We start from the raw sequence: 13,529 nt of genomic DNA, 5'->3' as shown, positions 1-13,529 counted from the left end.
CGCGTTCGCTCCCGGCCCGGTCTCCCGCGCCTCCCCCCGGCCCCTCGTTCCCGACCCGTCCCGACCTTCAGTCGAGGAAGGCCGGGGCGAGGGCCGAGGCCATGAGGCGGGCCGGGGCCCCGGTGCCGTCGGCCGGCACCGTGTAGAGGTCGGCTCCGAAGTCCCCGGGCAGGGAGTAGACGACGGTCCGCCCGTCGCGCCACACCACCTGGTCGTCCACGCTGCGGTCCTCGGCGAGCGGGGTCTCCCGCATGGACGCGAGATCCAGGGAGTACAGCCGCCAGGGCGCGTCGGCCGACAGGCCGGGCACCCGCTTCTTGAACACGAGCCGGGTCCCGTCGGGCGACAGGGACGGGCATTCCGCGTTCTCCCGGAGCGTGGTCACGGTCCGCTCGGCCAGGTCCCCGCGGACCAGGTGGGTTCGTCCGCCCGTCGCGAGCGTCGCGTAGAAGGTCCGTTCGTCGGCGGCGAAGGTGACGCCCCAGAAATTGACGTCGGCGTTCCGGTAGGCCTTCCCGTCCTTGCGGATGGCGAAGTCCTCCAACGAGGCGTCGAACCGGCCGGTGCGCAGGTCGAGCAGCGAGGTCCGGGTGGAGAAGTTCGTACCGGCGTACGAGTCACCGCCGACGAAGACCGTCCAGGCGGCGAACCGGCCGCCGGGCGAGACCCGGGCCCGAGTGGGAATGCCCGCCAGTGGGCGGGCGGACACCTCGTGGAGTCGGGCGTCGAGGACGACGGCCCGGTAGGTGTCCTGGACCCCGCCCTTGACGGCCTGGAGGCAGATTCCGGTGCCCGCCGCGGAGTGGAAGCGCAGGCAGCTCACGCCGGACGCGGTGCGGGGGCCGTCGGGCGCGCCGGCGGCGGTGGTGGCGAGCTCGTCGCGGTGCGGGCCCCAGGCCATGTTCCGAAAGACGATCCGCGCCCCGCCCCGGCCCCGGTCGAGCGAAACCTCCCCCCGGTCGACCGGGGGGCCGCCCGCCTGCGTCCGGTTCTTCTCCTCGGCGCGCGAGGAGGCCCGTACGACGGCGAGCGCGCCCACGGCGGCGAGGAGCACGACGGCGCAGACGAGGATCAGGAGCCGGCGCTGGAGGGTCATGGGGGGCCTTTCGGGGGTGGGGGGATCAGCTGTTCGCCGGCCGCAGTCGGACGCAGCCGACGACGACCGCGGTCAGCAGGGCGGCCGCGACGAGGAGCGCCGGGCGGGCGCCCCACACGGTCCAGGCCGCGCCGAAGCCGAGCGAGGCGGCGAACCGGGCGAGTGCCTGTCCGGTCTGGACGAGGGCGAGCCCGCCGCCGCGGTGTTCCTCGGGGACCGCGTCGGCGGCGGCAGCCATCAGCACGCCGTCGGTCGCGGCGTAGAAGCCGCCGTGCAGCAGGAGCACCGCGTAGGGCAGGGCGGGGTGTCCGCCGCCGGTCAGCAGGAGCCCGTACACGGCGAGGAGCGCGAGGTGACCGCCGAGGAAGACGCGCCGGCGGCCGATGCGGTCGGCGAGTCGGCCGAGCGGCAGCGCCAGCAGGAAGAAGGCGGCCGCGGTGCCGAGCGGCAGCAGCGCGAACCAGCGGTCCGCGAGGCCGGTGGCCCGCTGGAGCAACAGGAACACGAAGGCGTCACTGACCGTGCACAGTCCGAGGAGCAGGGCGCAGAGGCCGATGCGGCGCAGGTCGCGGCGGCGCAGCAGTCCGAGGGCGGCGCGCAGCGAGACGGGTTCGGCGGCCGGGATCGGGACGGTGCGCCGGCCGGGCACGAAGAGCACCAGGACGAGCACGCCGAGCGCGGCCACGCAGGCGCTGACGGTGAACACGGCGTCGTAGCCCTCGGCGGCGCCACGCAGGACGAGGAAGGCGAGGATCGGTCCGATCAGCGCCCCGGCGGTGTCCATGGCCCGGTGGACACCGAAGGCCCGGCCGCGTTCCCCGGGCGCCGCGGAGAGGGAGATCAACGCGTCGCGCGGGGCGGTGCGCAGGCCCTTGCCGGTCCGGTCGACGGCGAGCACGGCGCCGATGGCCGGCAGGGTGTGCGCGAGCAGCAGCAGCGGTTTGCAGAGGGCGGAGAGACCGTAGCCGAGCCCGGCGAGGAGCTTGTGCCGGCCGAAGCGGTCGCCGAGGTGGCCCCCGGCGAGCCGGACCAGGGCGCTGACGCCGTTGTAGAGGCCGTCGAGCAGTCCGAAGCCGAGCGGGGAGAGGCCGAGTCCGGCGACGAGGTAGAGCGGCAGGACGGCCGTGACCATCTCGGAGGAGACGTCGGTGATCAGACTGACCGTGCCGAGGGCGAGCACCGTGGGGGCGAGCGCGGCGCGCCGCCCCGGGCGGGTGCCCGGGGCGGCGGCCGGTGACTCGGGGGGCACGGCGGGCGCGGGGGTTCCGCGACTGTCCGCGACGTACATGGTCAGGAGGCCCAGATCCCGGTGATGTCCTGGGCGCCGGCGGCGTTCCCGGCGTGGGTGGTCAGTCCGGCCAGGCCCTCCAGGGTCCGCAGCATGTCGTAGTGGTTGTGGGTGGTGGCGGAGGTGCTGCCCGGGGTGACGGGCTGGCCGTAGAGCACGGTCGGGATCTTGTTTCCGGCGAGCCTGTTGTCCTCGTCGAAGGTGACGACGAGGAGGCTGTTGTGGGTCTTGGCCCAGTCCGCGTAGGGCTTGAGCTTGTTCTTGAGCCAGGTGTCGCCGGTGCCGACGGAGCAGTCGTGCATGTCGTTGCAGAGGTTCGGGACGACGAAGGACACCTTGGGCAGGGTGGTGAAGTCCGTCGGGAACTGGGTCATGGTCTTGGCGGTGCCGGTCGGCACGTTGGAGAACGCGAACCAGGGGTTGTGCTTGCGGGCGTAGTCGCCGCTGCTGCACGTGGTGGAGCCCTGGGCGGGGAGGGTCTCGTTGTAGCTGGCCCAGCTCTTGCCGGCGGCGATCAGTTCGGAGGCCAGGTTGGGTGCGGAACTGAAGCCGGGGGTGTAGCAGCTGTCGCCGGTGACTCCCTGGTTCGAGCCCGAGAAGAGCTGGAGGTAGTTCGGTTGGCTGGGGTGCGTGATGCCGTAGGACTGGGTGAGGTTGGCGCCTCCTGTCTTCAGCGCGTTGATGTAGGGGGCGCTGGAACTGCCGATGACCTGGTTGTAGGCGTGGTTCTCGAAGACCACGACGACGACGTGGTCGGGGGCGGGGAGGGCGGCCGCGTGCGCGGGCTGGGCGGCTGCGATGCCCGCCCACGCGGCGGCGCCCGCGACGGTCACGCCGAAGGCGGAGGCCAGGGCGGTCTTGCGGCGAGGACGTGAAAGGGACATGCCAAACACGAGACATACCTCCGGACATGGGGGGCTGACGGCGGCGCGGACGCACCATACCCAGCGGCATGTGCATGGGCCAGGGATGGCCGGCGAACAGAACGGGAACTCCGCGCACCTTCCTGGAGAAGGGCAATGAGCGTCCCTACCGAGGGTCAAGAGAAGTAAAAATGCGGAACCTCGGAGCACTTTCGTTCATCATTCGAACGGAAGCAGTCAAACTTGCCCCGACGGGGCAGTAGCAGCCGGAGAGCCACCGCAGATGTCGTACGCACCCGACGGGCCGCAGTACCAGCCGCCGTATCGGCCTGAAGGGCAGCAGCCCCGGCCGTCCCGCGGCCAGCAGCAGGGCGGCGGTCCCGGCCGGCAGCCGCAGTACGGGCAGCCGTACGGGCAGCCGCAGTACGACGCCCAGGGCCGGCCTCAGGGCGGGCAGGGCGGCCCCTACGGCGGCCAGGGTGGCCCGTACGGTCAGCAGGGCGGCCCCTACGGCGACCAGGGCGGCGCTCCGCACCACGGTCAGTACGGTGCGCAGCAGCCTCCCTACGGCGGACCCGATCCGCAGTACGGGCAGCAGTACGGGGAGCAGTACGACGAGCCCCCGTACGACGAGCCGCCCCGGCGCAAATCCAAGGTCAAGCGCTGGCTGATCGCGGGGACCACGGTCCTCGCACTCGGCGGCGTCGCGGCGCTCGTGATGAGTCACTTCGACATACCGCCCTTCAGCGACAAGGGCAAGGACGTCTCCTTCGGAGGCGCTCCCGACGGCAAGAACGAGGAAGCCGCCAAGCCGCCGGCGACCTCGAAGATGTCCATGCCCACGGGCCCGAAGGCGCAGTTCAAGAACTCGATGACGCTGGCCGACGGCACGCACGTGGCCGTCACCACGCTGGACGGCAAGAAGTCCGGCTTCAAGGGCAAGGTGTGGGTCTGGGCTCCGAAGGAGTACAACGACCCCAAGTTCGCCAAGAGCGGCTTCCCCGTCATGATCGCCCTGCCCGGCGGCGCCGGCTACCCGACCAACTACTGGATGGGCACCGACCTCGGCCTCCAGAACAGCATCAGCAAGTGGTACAGCGAGGGGAAGAGCAAGCCCTTCATCCTCGCCATGCCCGTGCTGAACCCGGGTCCCGACGACAAGGGCATCTACTGGGACGGGTCGGACATCCCCGCCCAGCCCAAGATGGGCACCTGGCTCACCGACGACGTCCCGGACCTGATGCGGGAGAACTTCCGCACCGTCAAGTCGAGGGACGGCTGGGCCTACATGGGCTCCTCCACCGGCGGCTTCGCCAGCCTCAAGGCCGTGCTGAAGTACCCGGAGAAGTTCAAGGCCGCGATCTGCTCCGGCCCGGACATCGTTCCCGACTCCTCGCTGTGGAGGGGCCACGAGAAGGAGAAGGCGGAGAACAACCCGGAGCTGCTCGCCAAGCAGCTCATCGAGAAGAAGGGCCCGGACGTCTACCTGGCGTTCCAGGTCGGCGACAACGAGAACAACAAGAAGACCCTGCCGGACGTGAAGAAGTTCATCGCCACCTACGGCAAGGGTCCCGTCCACACCAGCCTGAGGGTCATCCCCAACGGTCAGCACAACGCCAAGACGTACGTCCCGAACATGGGCGAGGGACCGATCCAGTTCATCAGCAAGGTGATGGAGGGACCGGTCGAGTAACGACCTTCCTAGGGAGTGACGCCCACGGCACGCTCCGAGGCCCGCTCCTCGCGCTCCGGCCCGCCGAACACCTTCGGCGGGCCTTCGCCGTCCCACGGGGCCCAGCCCGGATCGCCCGTGACGGCGAAGCGGACCCAGGCCGCGTGCATCTCGTCCGCGAGGGCCTGGGGCGCGTCGGGCCCGGCCAGCCAGGAGGACTCCGGCTTGTGGAGGGTGTCGAACACGAAGCCCAGCTCCAGGGCGTGGCAGGCGCCGAGCCCGGGGACGCCACTGGGCCACCGGAACTCGTAGAGGTGGCTCGGGGCCTTCCGGCGGGATCCGGCGAGGCGCCGCAGCGGGTCCCGCAGGAGCCGGTCCGTGAGCAGGTGCCCGGCGAGGTCGGCGGGGCCGGCGTCGGGGCGTTCCGCGCGCAGGGCCCGTACCGCGTCCCGGCCCTTGCCGGCGCGGACGCGCGCCAGTTCCACGGCGAGCGGACCCATCCGCTCCAGGGCCCGCATGGCCCCGGTGGGCGCCAGCCAGAGCCGGTGCTCCTCCGCGGTCCAGCCCAACAGCAGCGGCACGTCGGGGGAAACGGCGGCCAGGGGGTCCTCGGGGAGCGTGTCCGGGTCGGCGACGAGCCCGAAGGCGGGGCCGCCGGTGACCGGGCTCGACCGGCGCGAGACCGCCTCCTGGGCGGCGAGCAGGTCGGGCAGGGCGACGTCGGTGAAGGCGCGCGCGGTGGCGGGCACCTTCAGCAGCGAGGCCATTCTGCGGACCATCGGACGTACCCGGTCCCGGGACATCGCCTCGGGTGCGCCGCTCTGCAGGACGGCCCGGGCGAACAGCCCCGCCGCCCGGGGCGCGGCGAGCAGGGCTCCGATGCTGATCGCCCCGGCGGACTCGCCGAACACCGTGACCCGGTCGGGGTCCCCGCCGAAGGCCGCGATGTTGTCCCGGACCCAGGTCAGGGCGGCGATCTGGTCGAGCAGGCCGCGGTTGGCGGGGGCGTCGGGGAAGAGCCCGTACCCGAGGACCCCGAGCCGGTAGTTGACCGAGACGAGCACGACGCCGTCCCGGGCGAAGGCCGCGCCGTCGTAGACGGGTACGGCGGTCGATCCCCGGGTGAGGGCGCCGCCGTGGATCCACACCATGACCGGCAGTCGGGCGCCGGCCGTCGGCTCGGGGGTCCACACGTTGAGGTTCAGGCAGTCGTCGCCGGGGACGTCCGGGTCGGGCAGCAGGACCGCGAACCGCTCCGGGTAGGGGACCTTCGGCGCGGTGGGTCCGAACGCGCCCGCGTCGCGGACGCCGGGCCGGCCGGCCGGGGGCGCGGGCGCCGCGAAGCGCAGGGCTCCCACCGGCGGCGCGGCATACGGGATGCCCCGGAAGACGGCGGTCCCGTCGGTCTCCGCACGGCCTTCGAGCACACCGCTCCCGATCGTGACCCGGGGTCGGGCACCGCCCGCTGAGCTCATCGTGTCCTCCTGGGGTGACGTGCGCACCGGCCACCTGCATCCGTTCTCCGGGGCACGGTCGCACAGCCTCGCGACGGGTGACAAGGCGTGACCCGGCCGGCACGGCCGGGCTCCACCGGCCGGCCGAACGGCTGCGCGCGCGGGGAGTGCGCGGGCGGCCGCGCGGGCGTGCGGACCGGGGCGCGGCCGGGGTCGGTTCGCCCCGGCGGCGAAGGGCCCGCACGGGTGCATCCGTGCGATGTTCGGCCACCGGGTGGGTGTCACGCCCGTGACCCCGCGGCCCTCTCCGCGTTGTACGCCATGTCAAAGGCCACGGATTCCGTGGCACCCCCATTTCCCACGAGGAGATCTTGATGTCGCGTATCGCGAAGGCATTCGCCATCACCGCTGTCGCCGGTAGCACCATCGCCGCCGGTGCGGGTCTGGCAGTCGCCGATGCCGGAGCGCAGGGTGCGGCTGTCGGCTCCCCCGGTGTCCTGTCGGGCAACCTGGTCCAGGTCCCGGTGCACGTCCCCGTCAACGTCTGCGGCAACACGATCAACGTGATCGGTCTGCTGAACCCGGCGTTCGGCAACACCTGCATCAACCAGTCGGGTGGCGGCGCCACCACCCAGCACCACACCGCGGGCTACGGCGGCTGATCGCCTGCCCTGACGGCCGAGTGACGAAGGGCCCCCGCCGTGTGGCGGGGGCCCTTCCCCGTGGGGCCGGGCGGGTCATTCGTAGCGGTACAGGCCCTGGTGGCCGAGCATCTCGCGCGGGGTGACGTCCCACGGGGGCATCGGCTCGTCCAGGGCGATCACCCGGCCGCGTTGGAGGTCGCCCAGGGCGAGCGGGGTGGCGGGCAGGTAGCCGGAGTTCGGGTGCCGCTGCTGCCAGCGGTCCCAGATGAGGTCCACGAAGGCGTGGTGGAGCCAGAACGCCGGATCGTTGGGGGCCGTGCCGCCGGTCATGTGGCCGCCGATCCACTGGTGGACCTTGTTGTGGTTGCGCCAGCGTTCGCTCTTCGGGGCGGCCCAGCCCTCCAGCTTGTTGCGGAAGCCGCCCGCGCTCGCCGTGGAGTCCCAGGGCGAGGTGTCGTAGGTGGGGTCGTCGATCGCCCACCGGAGTTCGGCGGGGGTGGGCAGGGCGATCGGGTTCTGCGGGCGTCCGAGGTTGCGGGTGAGGTAGGCGGCCTCGGTGATGCCGACGGTGACCGTCCAGTTCCCCTTGGCGTGGGCGAAGGGGCCGGTCATCACCTGCCGGTCGCCCTCGCGTCCGGTACCGCCGAGGAAGTCGTCGGCCCAGAGGGAGGACACGGGGCTCGAGTCGGTGGTCCAGTCCCAGTACGGGACGGACACGCCCGGGTCGACGGACCGCAGCTGTCGCTCGAATTCGAGGAGGTAGCGGCGGTGCCAGGGGAAGAACGACGGGGACATGTGGCCGACGCGGAGCTTTCGATCCCGGTCGGGCACGAAGTACGTCTCGTGGGTCCGTACGAACTGGTCGTAGGTGCCGTTGCGCTTGAGTTCCAGGACGGCCGCCGTGAACCGCTTCTTCTGGGCGCTGGTCAGGTTCTTCTGGTTCTGCCGGGTGTACAACGCGGGGCTCCTGCCGTCAGCCGTGGTGGGGGGCGGCCATCGCCAGCTGATTGGTGCCCAGTTCGTCGACGGCCGCGCGGGCCAGTTCCATGGGGGTCCCGTACGACTGGAAGTGGTTGACGCCGCTCAGGTAGCTGCCGTCCGCGCGGCGCATGACGTGGAGCGGGCGCCCGTCGATGCGGACGCCTGCGAGGTCCACGGCGATGTGCCGGCCCCGGTAGGTCTCCTCGGCGAGCGGGGCCGGGGTCACCGTCTGGCGGGGACGCCGGGCACGCAGTACGGGGGCCAGGGCCGCGGCGGTGCCGGCGAGCACGGCCGCGGTGAAGGCCGAGCGCAGGAGCGCGCGCCGGGTGAGTGGTGCGGGCGGTACGGCGTACATACGGTCTCCCTCGCTCGGTGGTCCCGCGGCTACGGGGACTAACGCGGCCCGAGGGGCGAGGTCACCCCTGTGGGTGCTTGCAGAAGAGGGTGGGGGGTGGAACCGGCCGTGCGGGTCGGTGGCGTGGTCGGGGATCGTGCCGACCTCGGTCCTTCGACTCCCGGTACCAGCCGACCGTGCCGTCGACGGGGCCGTCGGCGCCGTCGCGGAAGATCCACCGTGCGAGGGGGCCGTCCTCGACGGCGGGCAGCAGCCCGTCCCACCAGGCGGCGGCCCCGGCGCGGTCGCGTCCGGCGAGGAAGCCGAGGGAGGGTCCCCCGGCGACGACCGCGACGAGCGGATCGGCGAGCTCGTCGCGGTACGCGGCCGGGTCGGCGGGGGTGAGGGCGGCGGTCATGCCCCGAGGACGGTGATCACCTCACGGGGTCGCGCCGGCGACCGCCGTCCCGGGGCGGGGGCCGGGAGCCGGGAGTTCCGCGAACTCCGCGACCAGGCCGCGGTGGTGGCCCGCCGTGCCCAGGGCCAGGGAGTCCGCCTTGGCCCGCTTGAGGTAGAGGTGCGCGGGGTGCTCCCAGGTCATGCCGATGCCGCCGTGCAGTTGTACGCACTCCTCGGCCGCCCGGACGGCGACGCCCGAGCAGTACGCCTGGGCGACGGCCACGGTGAGCGGTGCGTCCGGGGCGCCCGTGGCGAGGGCGTCGGCGGCGGCGCGGGCCGCGGCGCGGGCGGAGGCCACGTCGAGCCAGAGGCGGGCGAGGCGGTGTTTGAGGGCCTGGAAGGACCCGATGGGACGGTTGAACTGGTGTCGGCCGCGGACGTGGGCGACGGTCTCCGTCAGGCACCATTCCGCGAGGCCGAGTTGCTCGGAGGCCAGCAGTCCGGCGCCGGCGAGCAGGGCGCCCGCGACGGCGGCCCGCGCGGTGGCGGCGTCGGCCAGGCGGGTGCCGGCGGCCCCGTCGAGGGTGATGCCGGCGAGCGGGCGGGTCAGGTCGAGCGGGACCAGCGGGGTCAGCGCGACCTCGGAGGCGGGGACGGCGTACAGCCCGGTGTCGGCGAGGACGAGCAGCACGTCGGCGGCGGCCGCGTCGGCGACGGAGGTCACGGAGCCGGTCAGGGTGCCCGCGCCGGTGTCACGCACACCGGTGGGCAGGGGCGCGCCGGGGGCCAGGGTCAGCGGCACGGCGGGGACGCAGAGCCGCTCGCCGGAGGCCACCTGGCGCAGCAGTTCGGCCACCTCGGCGGAGGAGGGGTCGCAGCCGAGCAGGATCTCCGCGGCCAGGACCCCGGCGGTCAGATAGGGGACGGGGGCGACGGCCCGGCCGAGTTCCTCCAGGACCACGGCCGCCTCGCGGTGGCTCGCGCCCTGACCGCCGAGTTTCTCCGGCACCAGCAGTCCGGCCGCGCCGATCCCGGCGGCGAGGGTCTGCCAGGTCCGCGGGTCGTGGGGGTGGTCCGTCTCGACGCGCGCGAGGATGCTCGCGGGGGCGCAGCGGTCGGCGAGCAGGGAGCGTACGGCGGACCTCAGCTCTTCCTCGGTCTCGGAGTAGAGCAGGTCGAAGGGGGCGCGCGGGCTGGTCATCGGGCCAGGTCCTTCCAGGCGAGGTCCTTGTCGTCGCGCGGTTCGGCGGGCAGGCCGAGGACGCGTTCGGCGACGATGTTGAGGAGGATTTCGCTGGTGCCGCCCTCGATGCTGTTGCCCTTGGCGCGCAGGTAGCGGTATCCGGCGTCACGGCCGGTGAAGTCGACGATCTCGGGCCGGCGCATGGTCCAGTCCTCGTACAACAGGCCTTCCTCGCCGAGGAGTTCCACTTCCAGGGCGCTGATCTCCTGGTTGAGGCGGGCGAAGGTGAGCTTCATGCCGCTGCCCTCGGGGCCCGGTTGGCCGGCGACGAGTTGTTGGCGCAGCCGCTCGCCGGTGAGGCGGGCGACCTCGGCCTCGACCCACAGCTCCAGGAGCCGCTGGTGGAGGTCGTGGGTGCGCAGGTCGGGACGTTCGCGCCAGGTGGCGGCGACCGGGGCGATCATGCCGCCCTCGCGCGGGATCCGCATGCCGCCGATGGAGACGCGTTCGTTCATGAGGGTGGTGCGGGCGACGGCCCATCCCTGGCCGACGGCGCCGAGGCGGTGGCCGTCGGGGATGCGGACGCCGGTCAGGAACACCTCGTTGAACTCGGCCTCGCCGGTGATCTGGCGCAGGGGGCGGACCTCGACGCCCGGGGCGTGCATGTCGCAGAGGAAGTAGGTGATGCCCTGGTGCTTGGGCAGGTCGGGGTCGGTGCGGGCGATCAGGATGGCCCAACGGGCGGTGTGGGCGCTGGAGGTCCACACCTTCTGGCCGTCGACCACCCATTCGCCGGCGGCCTCGTCGAGGACCGCCCGGGTCCCGAGCGCGGCGAGGTCGGAGCCGGCGCCGGGTTCGCTGAAGAGCTGGCACCAGACCTCCTCGCCCACCCACAGGGGGCGCAGGAAGCGGTCTTTCTGCTCCTCGGTGCCGTACGCGAGGATCGTGGGGGCGGCCATGCCGAGGCCGATGCCGATCCGGCGCGGGTCGTTGTCGGGGGCTCCGGCGGCTTCGAGTTCGTTGTCCACGAGCACTTGGAGGGAGCGGGCAGCTCCGAGGCCGCCGAGGCCCTCGGGGTAGTGGACCCAGGCCAGCCCGGCGTCGAAGCGGGCGCGCAGGAAGTCGGCCCGGGGGGTGTCCGCGGGCGGGTGGGCGGCGAGCAGATCGGCCACGCGTGCGCGCAGTTCGTCGGCGGTGGTCATCGGGAGGTCCCTCCGTCCAGGGCGGGCAGCACGACGATGCGACCGGTGGTGGCGCCGTCGGCGAGGCGTTGCACGGCGTCGGCGGCGTCGGCGAGCGGGACGCGTTCGCTGACGAGCGGGGCGATGGCGCCCTCGGCGGCCAGCCGGGTGAGTTCGGTGTGGCAGGCGAGGATGGAGGCGGGTTCCTTGATGGCGTAGAGCCCCCAGTGCAGGCCGAGGACCGCGTAGTTCTTCACCAGGGCGTGGTTGAGGGCGGGGGTGGGGATCGTGCCGCTCGCGAAGCCGACGACGACGATCCGGCCCTCGAAGGCCACGCACTTGGCGGAGGCGGTGTACGCGTCCCCGCCGACCGGGTCGTAGACGACGTCGGCGCCGCGCCCGCCGGTGAACTCCTTGACGCGGGAGACGAGGTCCTCGGCCGTGCGGTCGATCACGAGGTCGCAGCCCAGTTCCTCGGCGGTGCGGACCTTCGCCTTGCCGCCGACCACGCCGATGACGGTGGCCCCGGCGGCCTTGCCGAGTTGTACGGCGGCGCTGCCGACGCCGCCGGCGGCCGCGTGGACGAGCAGGGTCTCCCCCGCCTGGAGGCGGGCCCTGCGGTGCAGGCCGAACCAGCCGGTCTGGTAGCCGATGTGCAGGGCGGCGGCCTCGGCGTCGTCGAGCGTGTCCGGGGCGGGCAGCAGGGCGCGGGCGGGCGCGGTGACGTACTCGGCGAAGCCGCCGTGGGGCAGGCTCGGGTTGGCGATGACGCGGCGCCCGTCCTCGGTCTCGCCGCAGATCTCCACGCCCGGGGTGAAGGGCAGCGGCGGTGTGATCTGGTACTGCCCGCGGACGAGCAGGGCGTCGGGGAAGTTGACGTTGGCGGCGAGCACCCTGAGGCGCACCTCGCCCTCGCCGGGAATCGGTTCGGGAACCTCTTCGAGGCGCATGGCCTCGCGGGGCTCGCCGGGGGTATGTACTCGCCATGCCTGCATCCGGGGCCTCCAGCCGCCGTCGAGGAACCACGCTCCGCGGGCATACTAAGCGGTCGCTTCTGGATCTGGGAACCACTTCCGCCGGACTCTCCGCCGGGACCCGGGTCCCGTGCGGTCCGCGTCCCCGGATCCGTGCGCGCGAGGTCAGCCGGTGAACAGGCTCTCGGGGATAACATCAACAAGCAGGTGTCACAGGGGACATGACACCTGTCGCCGCCGTGTGCGCGGCGGCGCCACACCGTCATCACCAGGGGGATTCCACCGATGGACAACGTGCGCATCAGACGAGGTGCGGCGGCGGCAGCGGCGGCCATGGTCGTGGCCGGCCTCGTGACGGCCGCCGGACCGGCCGCCGCCGCCCCGTGCACGCCGAAGATCCGGGTCCTGGGCGCGCTGACGCCCGACACCTACTACCCGGACTCCGTTCAGACGCAGGGGGTGCTGGACTTCGGCGCGGGGAACCTCAGCGTCGGCGTGTCCGGTGGCAAGCCCGTGTACTGGACGGGCACCACCCTGCACAAGGTGCCGCTCGCCGACCCGAACGCCGACGGACGGGTGCTCGCCGTCAACCGGCACGGCCTGATGGTGGGCGTGCTCCACGACGCCGCGGGAACCTCGCTGTTCTCGTACCGGAAGGGTGCCGCGGCGGTCACCACGCTGCCCGGCGGCTACGGGTACGACATGGAGGCCGACGTCAACGACGCCGGGTACATCGTCTCGCGGGGCACGCCGGGTGGCGTCGTCTGGAAGGACGGCGTGAAGGTGCGGGACCTTCCCGTGCCGGCGGACGCGGGCCCGGGCACGCGCATCGAGATGGTCACCGGCATCAACGGCCGCGGGGACGTCCTCGGGATGTCCGAGCAGGACTACGAGGTGCCCGAGACCGGGCAGCACCTCCAGGGAAGCCACCCCGTGCTGTGGCCGGGGGACGGGAGCCCGGCGCGCACGCTGGCGCCCAGCGGCGGCGGCACGCCGGAGTCGAGCCACGTCCAGGACATCGACGAGAGCGGTCGGATCGTCGGCTACGACTGGCGGGGGCCCTGGCACGAGTACAGGCCGTTCGTCTGGACGCCCCCGCACACCGGTCCCGGTTCCTCCCCCGGCGTCCTGAGCACGCACCCGTACGGCACCTTCGAGGCGATCAGTGCGACGACGAACGTGAGCGTCGGCACGGCCAAGTTCCACCCGGAGTCGATGACCCTCCAGGACCAGGCGCAGTGGTGGCCCGGCTCCGGCCCGGTCCTCGCGCTGCCCCGGCTCGCCAAGGGCGCGCCGAGCACGGCCGACGCGGTCACCGACGACGACCGGGTCGGCGGAGCGGCCGTGAACGCGAAGGGCAGGCTCAAGCCGGTCATCTGGACCTGCGCGAGCAGGCAGGCGTACGCGCCCGGCCGGTAGGCCTGCCCCGGGCATGGCGATCTGGGCGTCCACACGCTATC

At 73.0% G+C, this 13,529-nt stretch carries 13 protein-coding genes; 3 read left to right on the top strand and 10 right to left on the bottom strand.

The genetic code is table 11. The annotated features are described in order from the left end of the window. Positions 1-67 precede the first annotated feature (67 nt). From ACQEVM_RS13355 to ACQEVM_RS13345, 3 genes are read right to left on the bottom strand one after another with little or no spacing between them, the layout of a single operon-like run. Positions 68-1,096 (bottom strand): TolB family protein, encoded by a 1,029-nt coding sequence (locus tag ACQEVM_RS13355; RefSeq protein ID WP_433078239.1) that lies wholly within the window; start codon positions 1,094-1,096, stop codon positions 68-70. A 25-nt stretch (positions 1,097-1,121) separates the two neighbouring features. Then, a complete protein-coding gene (locus ACQEVM_RS13350; protein ID WP_433078237.1) occupies positions 1,122-2,384 on the bottom strand; it encodes an MFS transporter in 1,263 nt (420 codons plus the stop codon). A 2-nt stretch (positions 2,385-2,386) separates the two neighbouring features. Beyond that, the gene (locus ACQEVM_RS13345; protein ID WP_433078235.1) at positions 2,387-3,268 is read right to left on the bottom strand and encodes an alkaline phosphatase family protein; all 882 of its coding nucleotides are present in this window, start codon (positions 3,266-3,268) and stop codon (positions 2,387-2,389) included. A 262-nt stretch (positions 3,269-3,530) separates the two neighbouring features. Here ACQEVM_RS13345 and ACQEVM_RS13340 point away from each other — a divergent pair, with 262 nt between their 5' ends. After that, positions 3,531-4,940, top strand: a complete 1,410-nt coding sequence (locus ACQEVM_RS13340; RefSeq protein WP_433078233.1) for an alpha/beta hydrolase-fold protein — start codon at positions 3,531-3,533, stop codon at positions 4,938-4,940. Between the two features lie 8 nt (positions 4,941-4,948). On the opposite strand, the gene ACQEVM_RS13335 is transcribed toward ACQEVM_RS13340, so the two are convergent. Then, a complete protein-coding gene (locus ACQEVM_RS13335) occupies positions 4,949-6,394 on the bottom strand; it encodes a carboxylesterase/lipase family protein (protein ID WP_433078231.1) in 1,446 nt (481 codons plus the stop codon). Positions 6,395-6,747: 353 nt separating this feature from the next. On the opposite strand from ACQEVM_RS13335, the gene ACQEVM_RS13330 reads away from it, so the two are divergent. After that, entirely contained in the window at positions 6,748-7,035 is a 288-nt protein-coding gene (locus ACQEVM_RS13330) for a chaplin (protein ID WP_433078229.1), read from the top strand. Positions 7,036-7,110: 75 nt separating this feature from the next. On the opposite strand, the gene ACQEVM_RS13325 is transcribed toward ACQEVM_RS13330, so the two are convergent. The 6 genes from ACQEVM_RS13325 to ACQEVM_RS13300 all read right to left on the bottom strand — a co-directional run bounded on the left by ACQEVM_RS13325 (position 7,111) and on the right by ACQEVM_RS13300 (position 12,090). Further along, positions 7,111-7,974 (bottom strand): tyrosinase family protein, encoded by an 864-nt coding sequence (locus ACQEVM_RS13325; protein WP_433078227.1) that lies wholly within the window; start codon positions 7,972-7,974, stop codon positions 7,111-7,113. Between the two features lie 16 nt (positions 7,975-7,990). Beyond that, positions 7,991-8,353 (bottom strand): tyrosinase family oxidase copper chaperone, encoded by a 363-nt coding sequence (locus ACQEVM_RS13320; RefSeq protein ID WP_266952512.1) that lies wholly within the window; start codon positions 8,351-8,353, stop codon positions 7,991-7,993. A 61-nt stretch (positions 8,354-8,414) separates the two neighbouring features. After that, positions 8,415-8,750, bottom strand: a complete 336-nt coding sequence (locus ACQEVM_RS13315) for a hypothetical protein (protein ID WP_433078225.1) — start codon at positions 8,748-8,750, stop codon at positions 8,415-8,417. 21 nt (positions 8,751-8,771) lie between these two features. Next, on the bottom strand, positions 8,772-9,932 hold the full coding sequence (locus ACQEVM_RS13310; RefSeq protein WP_433078223.1) for an acyl-CoA dehydrogenase family protein: 1,161 nt from the start codon (positions 9,930-9,932) through the stop codon (positions 8,772-8,774). Next, positions 9,929-11,116 (bottom strand): acyl-CoA dehydrogenase family protein, encoded by a 1,188-nt coding sequence (locus ACQEVM_RS13305; RefSeq protein WP_433078221.1) that lies wholly within the window; start codon positions 11,114-11,116, stop codon positions 9,929-9,931. The genes ACQEVM_RS13310 and ACQEVM_RS13305 overlap by 4 nt, the downstream gene beginning before the upstream one ends. After that, positions 11,113-12,090: an NADPH:quinone oxidoreductase family protein gene (locus ACQEVM_RS13300; protein ID WP_433078219.1), complete on the bottom strand. Its 978-nt coding sequence runs from the start codon at positions 12,088-12,090 to the stop codon at positions 11,113-11,115. Before ACQEVM_RS13300 ends, ACQEVM_RS13305 begins: the two co-directional genes overlap by 4 nt. Positions 12,091-12,354: 264 nt before the next feature. Between ACQEVM_RS13300 and ACQEVM_RS13295 the strand changes: the two genes are divergently transcribed. Further along, entirely contained in the window at positions 12,355-13,488 is a 1,134-nt protein-coding gene (locus ACQEVM_RS13295) for a hypothetical protein (RefSeq protein ID WP_433078217.1), read from the top strand. Positions 13,489-13,529 lie beyond the last annotated feature (41 nt).

It is taken from the genome of Streptomyces sp. CA-243310 (genome assembly GCF_050936775.1).
Lineage (GTDB): Bacteria > Actinomycetota > Actinomycetes > Streptomycetales > Streptomycetaceae > Streptomyces.
The sequence above is the reverse complement of the archived record's forward strand: the minus strand, read 5'-3'. Positions and strand labels throughout refer to the sequence as shown.

Excerpts from the sequence above, each read along its gene's own strand:
- ACQEVM_RS13335 (WP_433078231.1), bottom strand. The coding sequence starts at position 6,394 with ATGAGCTCAGCGGGCGGTGCCCGACCCCGGGTCACGATCGGGAGCGGT.
- ACQEVM_RS13345 (WP_433078235.1), bottom strand. The coding sequence starts at position 3,268 with ATGTCCCTTTCACGTCCTCGCCGCAAGACCGCCCTGGCCTCCGCCTTC.
- ACQEVM_RS13310 (WP_433078223.1), bottom strand. The coding sequence starts at position 9,932 with ATGACCAGCCCGCGCGCCCCCTTCGACCTGCTCTACTCCGAGACCGAG.
- ACQEVM_RS13355 (WP_433078239.1), bottom strand. The coding sequence starts at position 1,096 with ATGACCCTCCAGCGCCGGCTCCTGATCCTCGTCTGCGCCGTCGTGCTC.
- ACQEVM_RS13315 (WP_433078225.1), bottom strand. The coding sequence starts at position 8,750 with ATGACCGCCGCCCTCACCCCCGCCGACCCGGCCGCGTACCGCGACGAG.
- ACQEVM_RS13295 (WP_433078217.1), top strand. The coding sequence starts at position 12,355 with ATGGACAACGTGCGCATCAGACGAGGTGCGGCGGCGGCAGCGGCGGCC.
- ACQEVM_RS13305 (WP_433078221.1), bottom strand. The coding sequence starts at position 11,116 with ATGACCACCGCCGACGAACTGCGCGCACGCGTGGCCGATCTGCTCGCC.
- ACQEVM_RS13330 (WP_433078229.1), top strand. The coding sequence starts at position 6,748 with ATGTCGCGTATCGCGAAGGCATTCGCCATCACCGCTGTCGCCGGTAGC.
- ACQEVM_RS13300 (WP_433078219.1), bottom strand. The coding sequence starts at position 12,090 with ATGCAGGCATGGCGAGTACATACCCCCGGCGAGCCCCGCGAGGCCATG.
- ACQEVM_RS13320 (WP_266952512.1), bottom strand. The coding sequence starts at position 8,353 with ATGTACGCCGTACCGCCCGCACCACTCACCCGGCGCGCGCTCCTGCGC.
- ACQEVM_RS13340 (WP_433078233.1), top strand. The coding sequence starts at position 3,531 with ATGTCGTACGCACCCGACGGGCCGCAGTACCAGCCGCCGTATCGGCCT.
- ACQEVM_RS13350 (WP_433078237.1), bottom strand. The coding sequence starts at position 2,384 with ATGTACGTCGCGGACAGTCGCGGAACCCCCGCGCCCGCCGTGCCCCCC.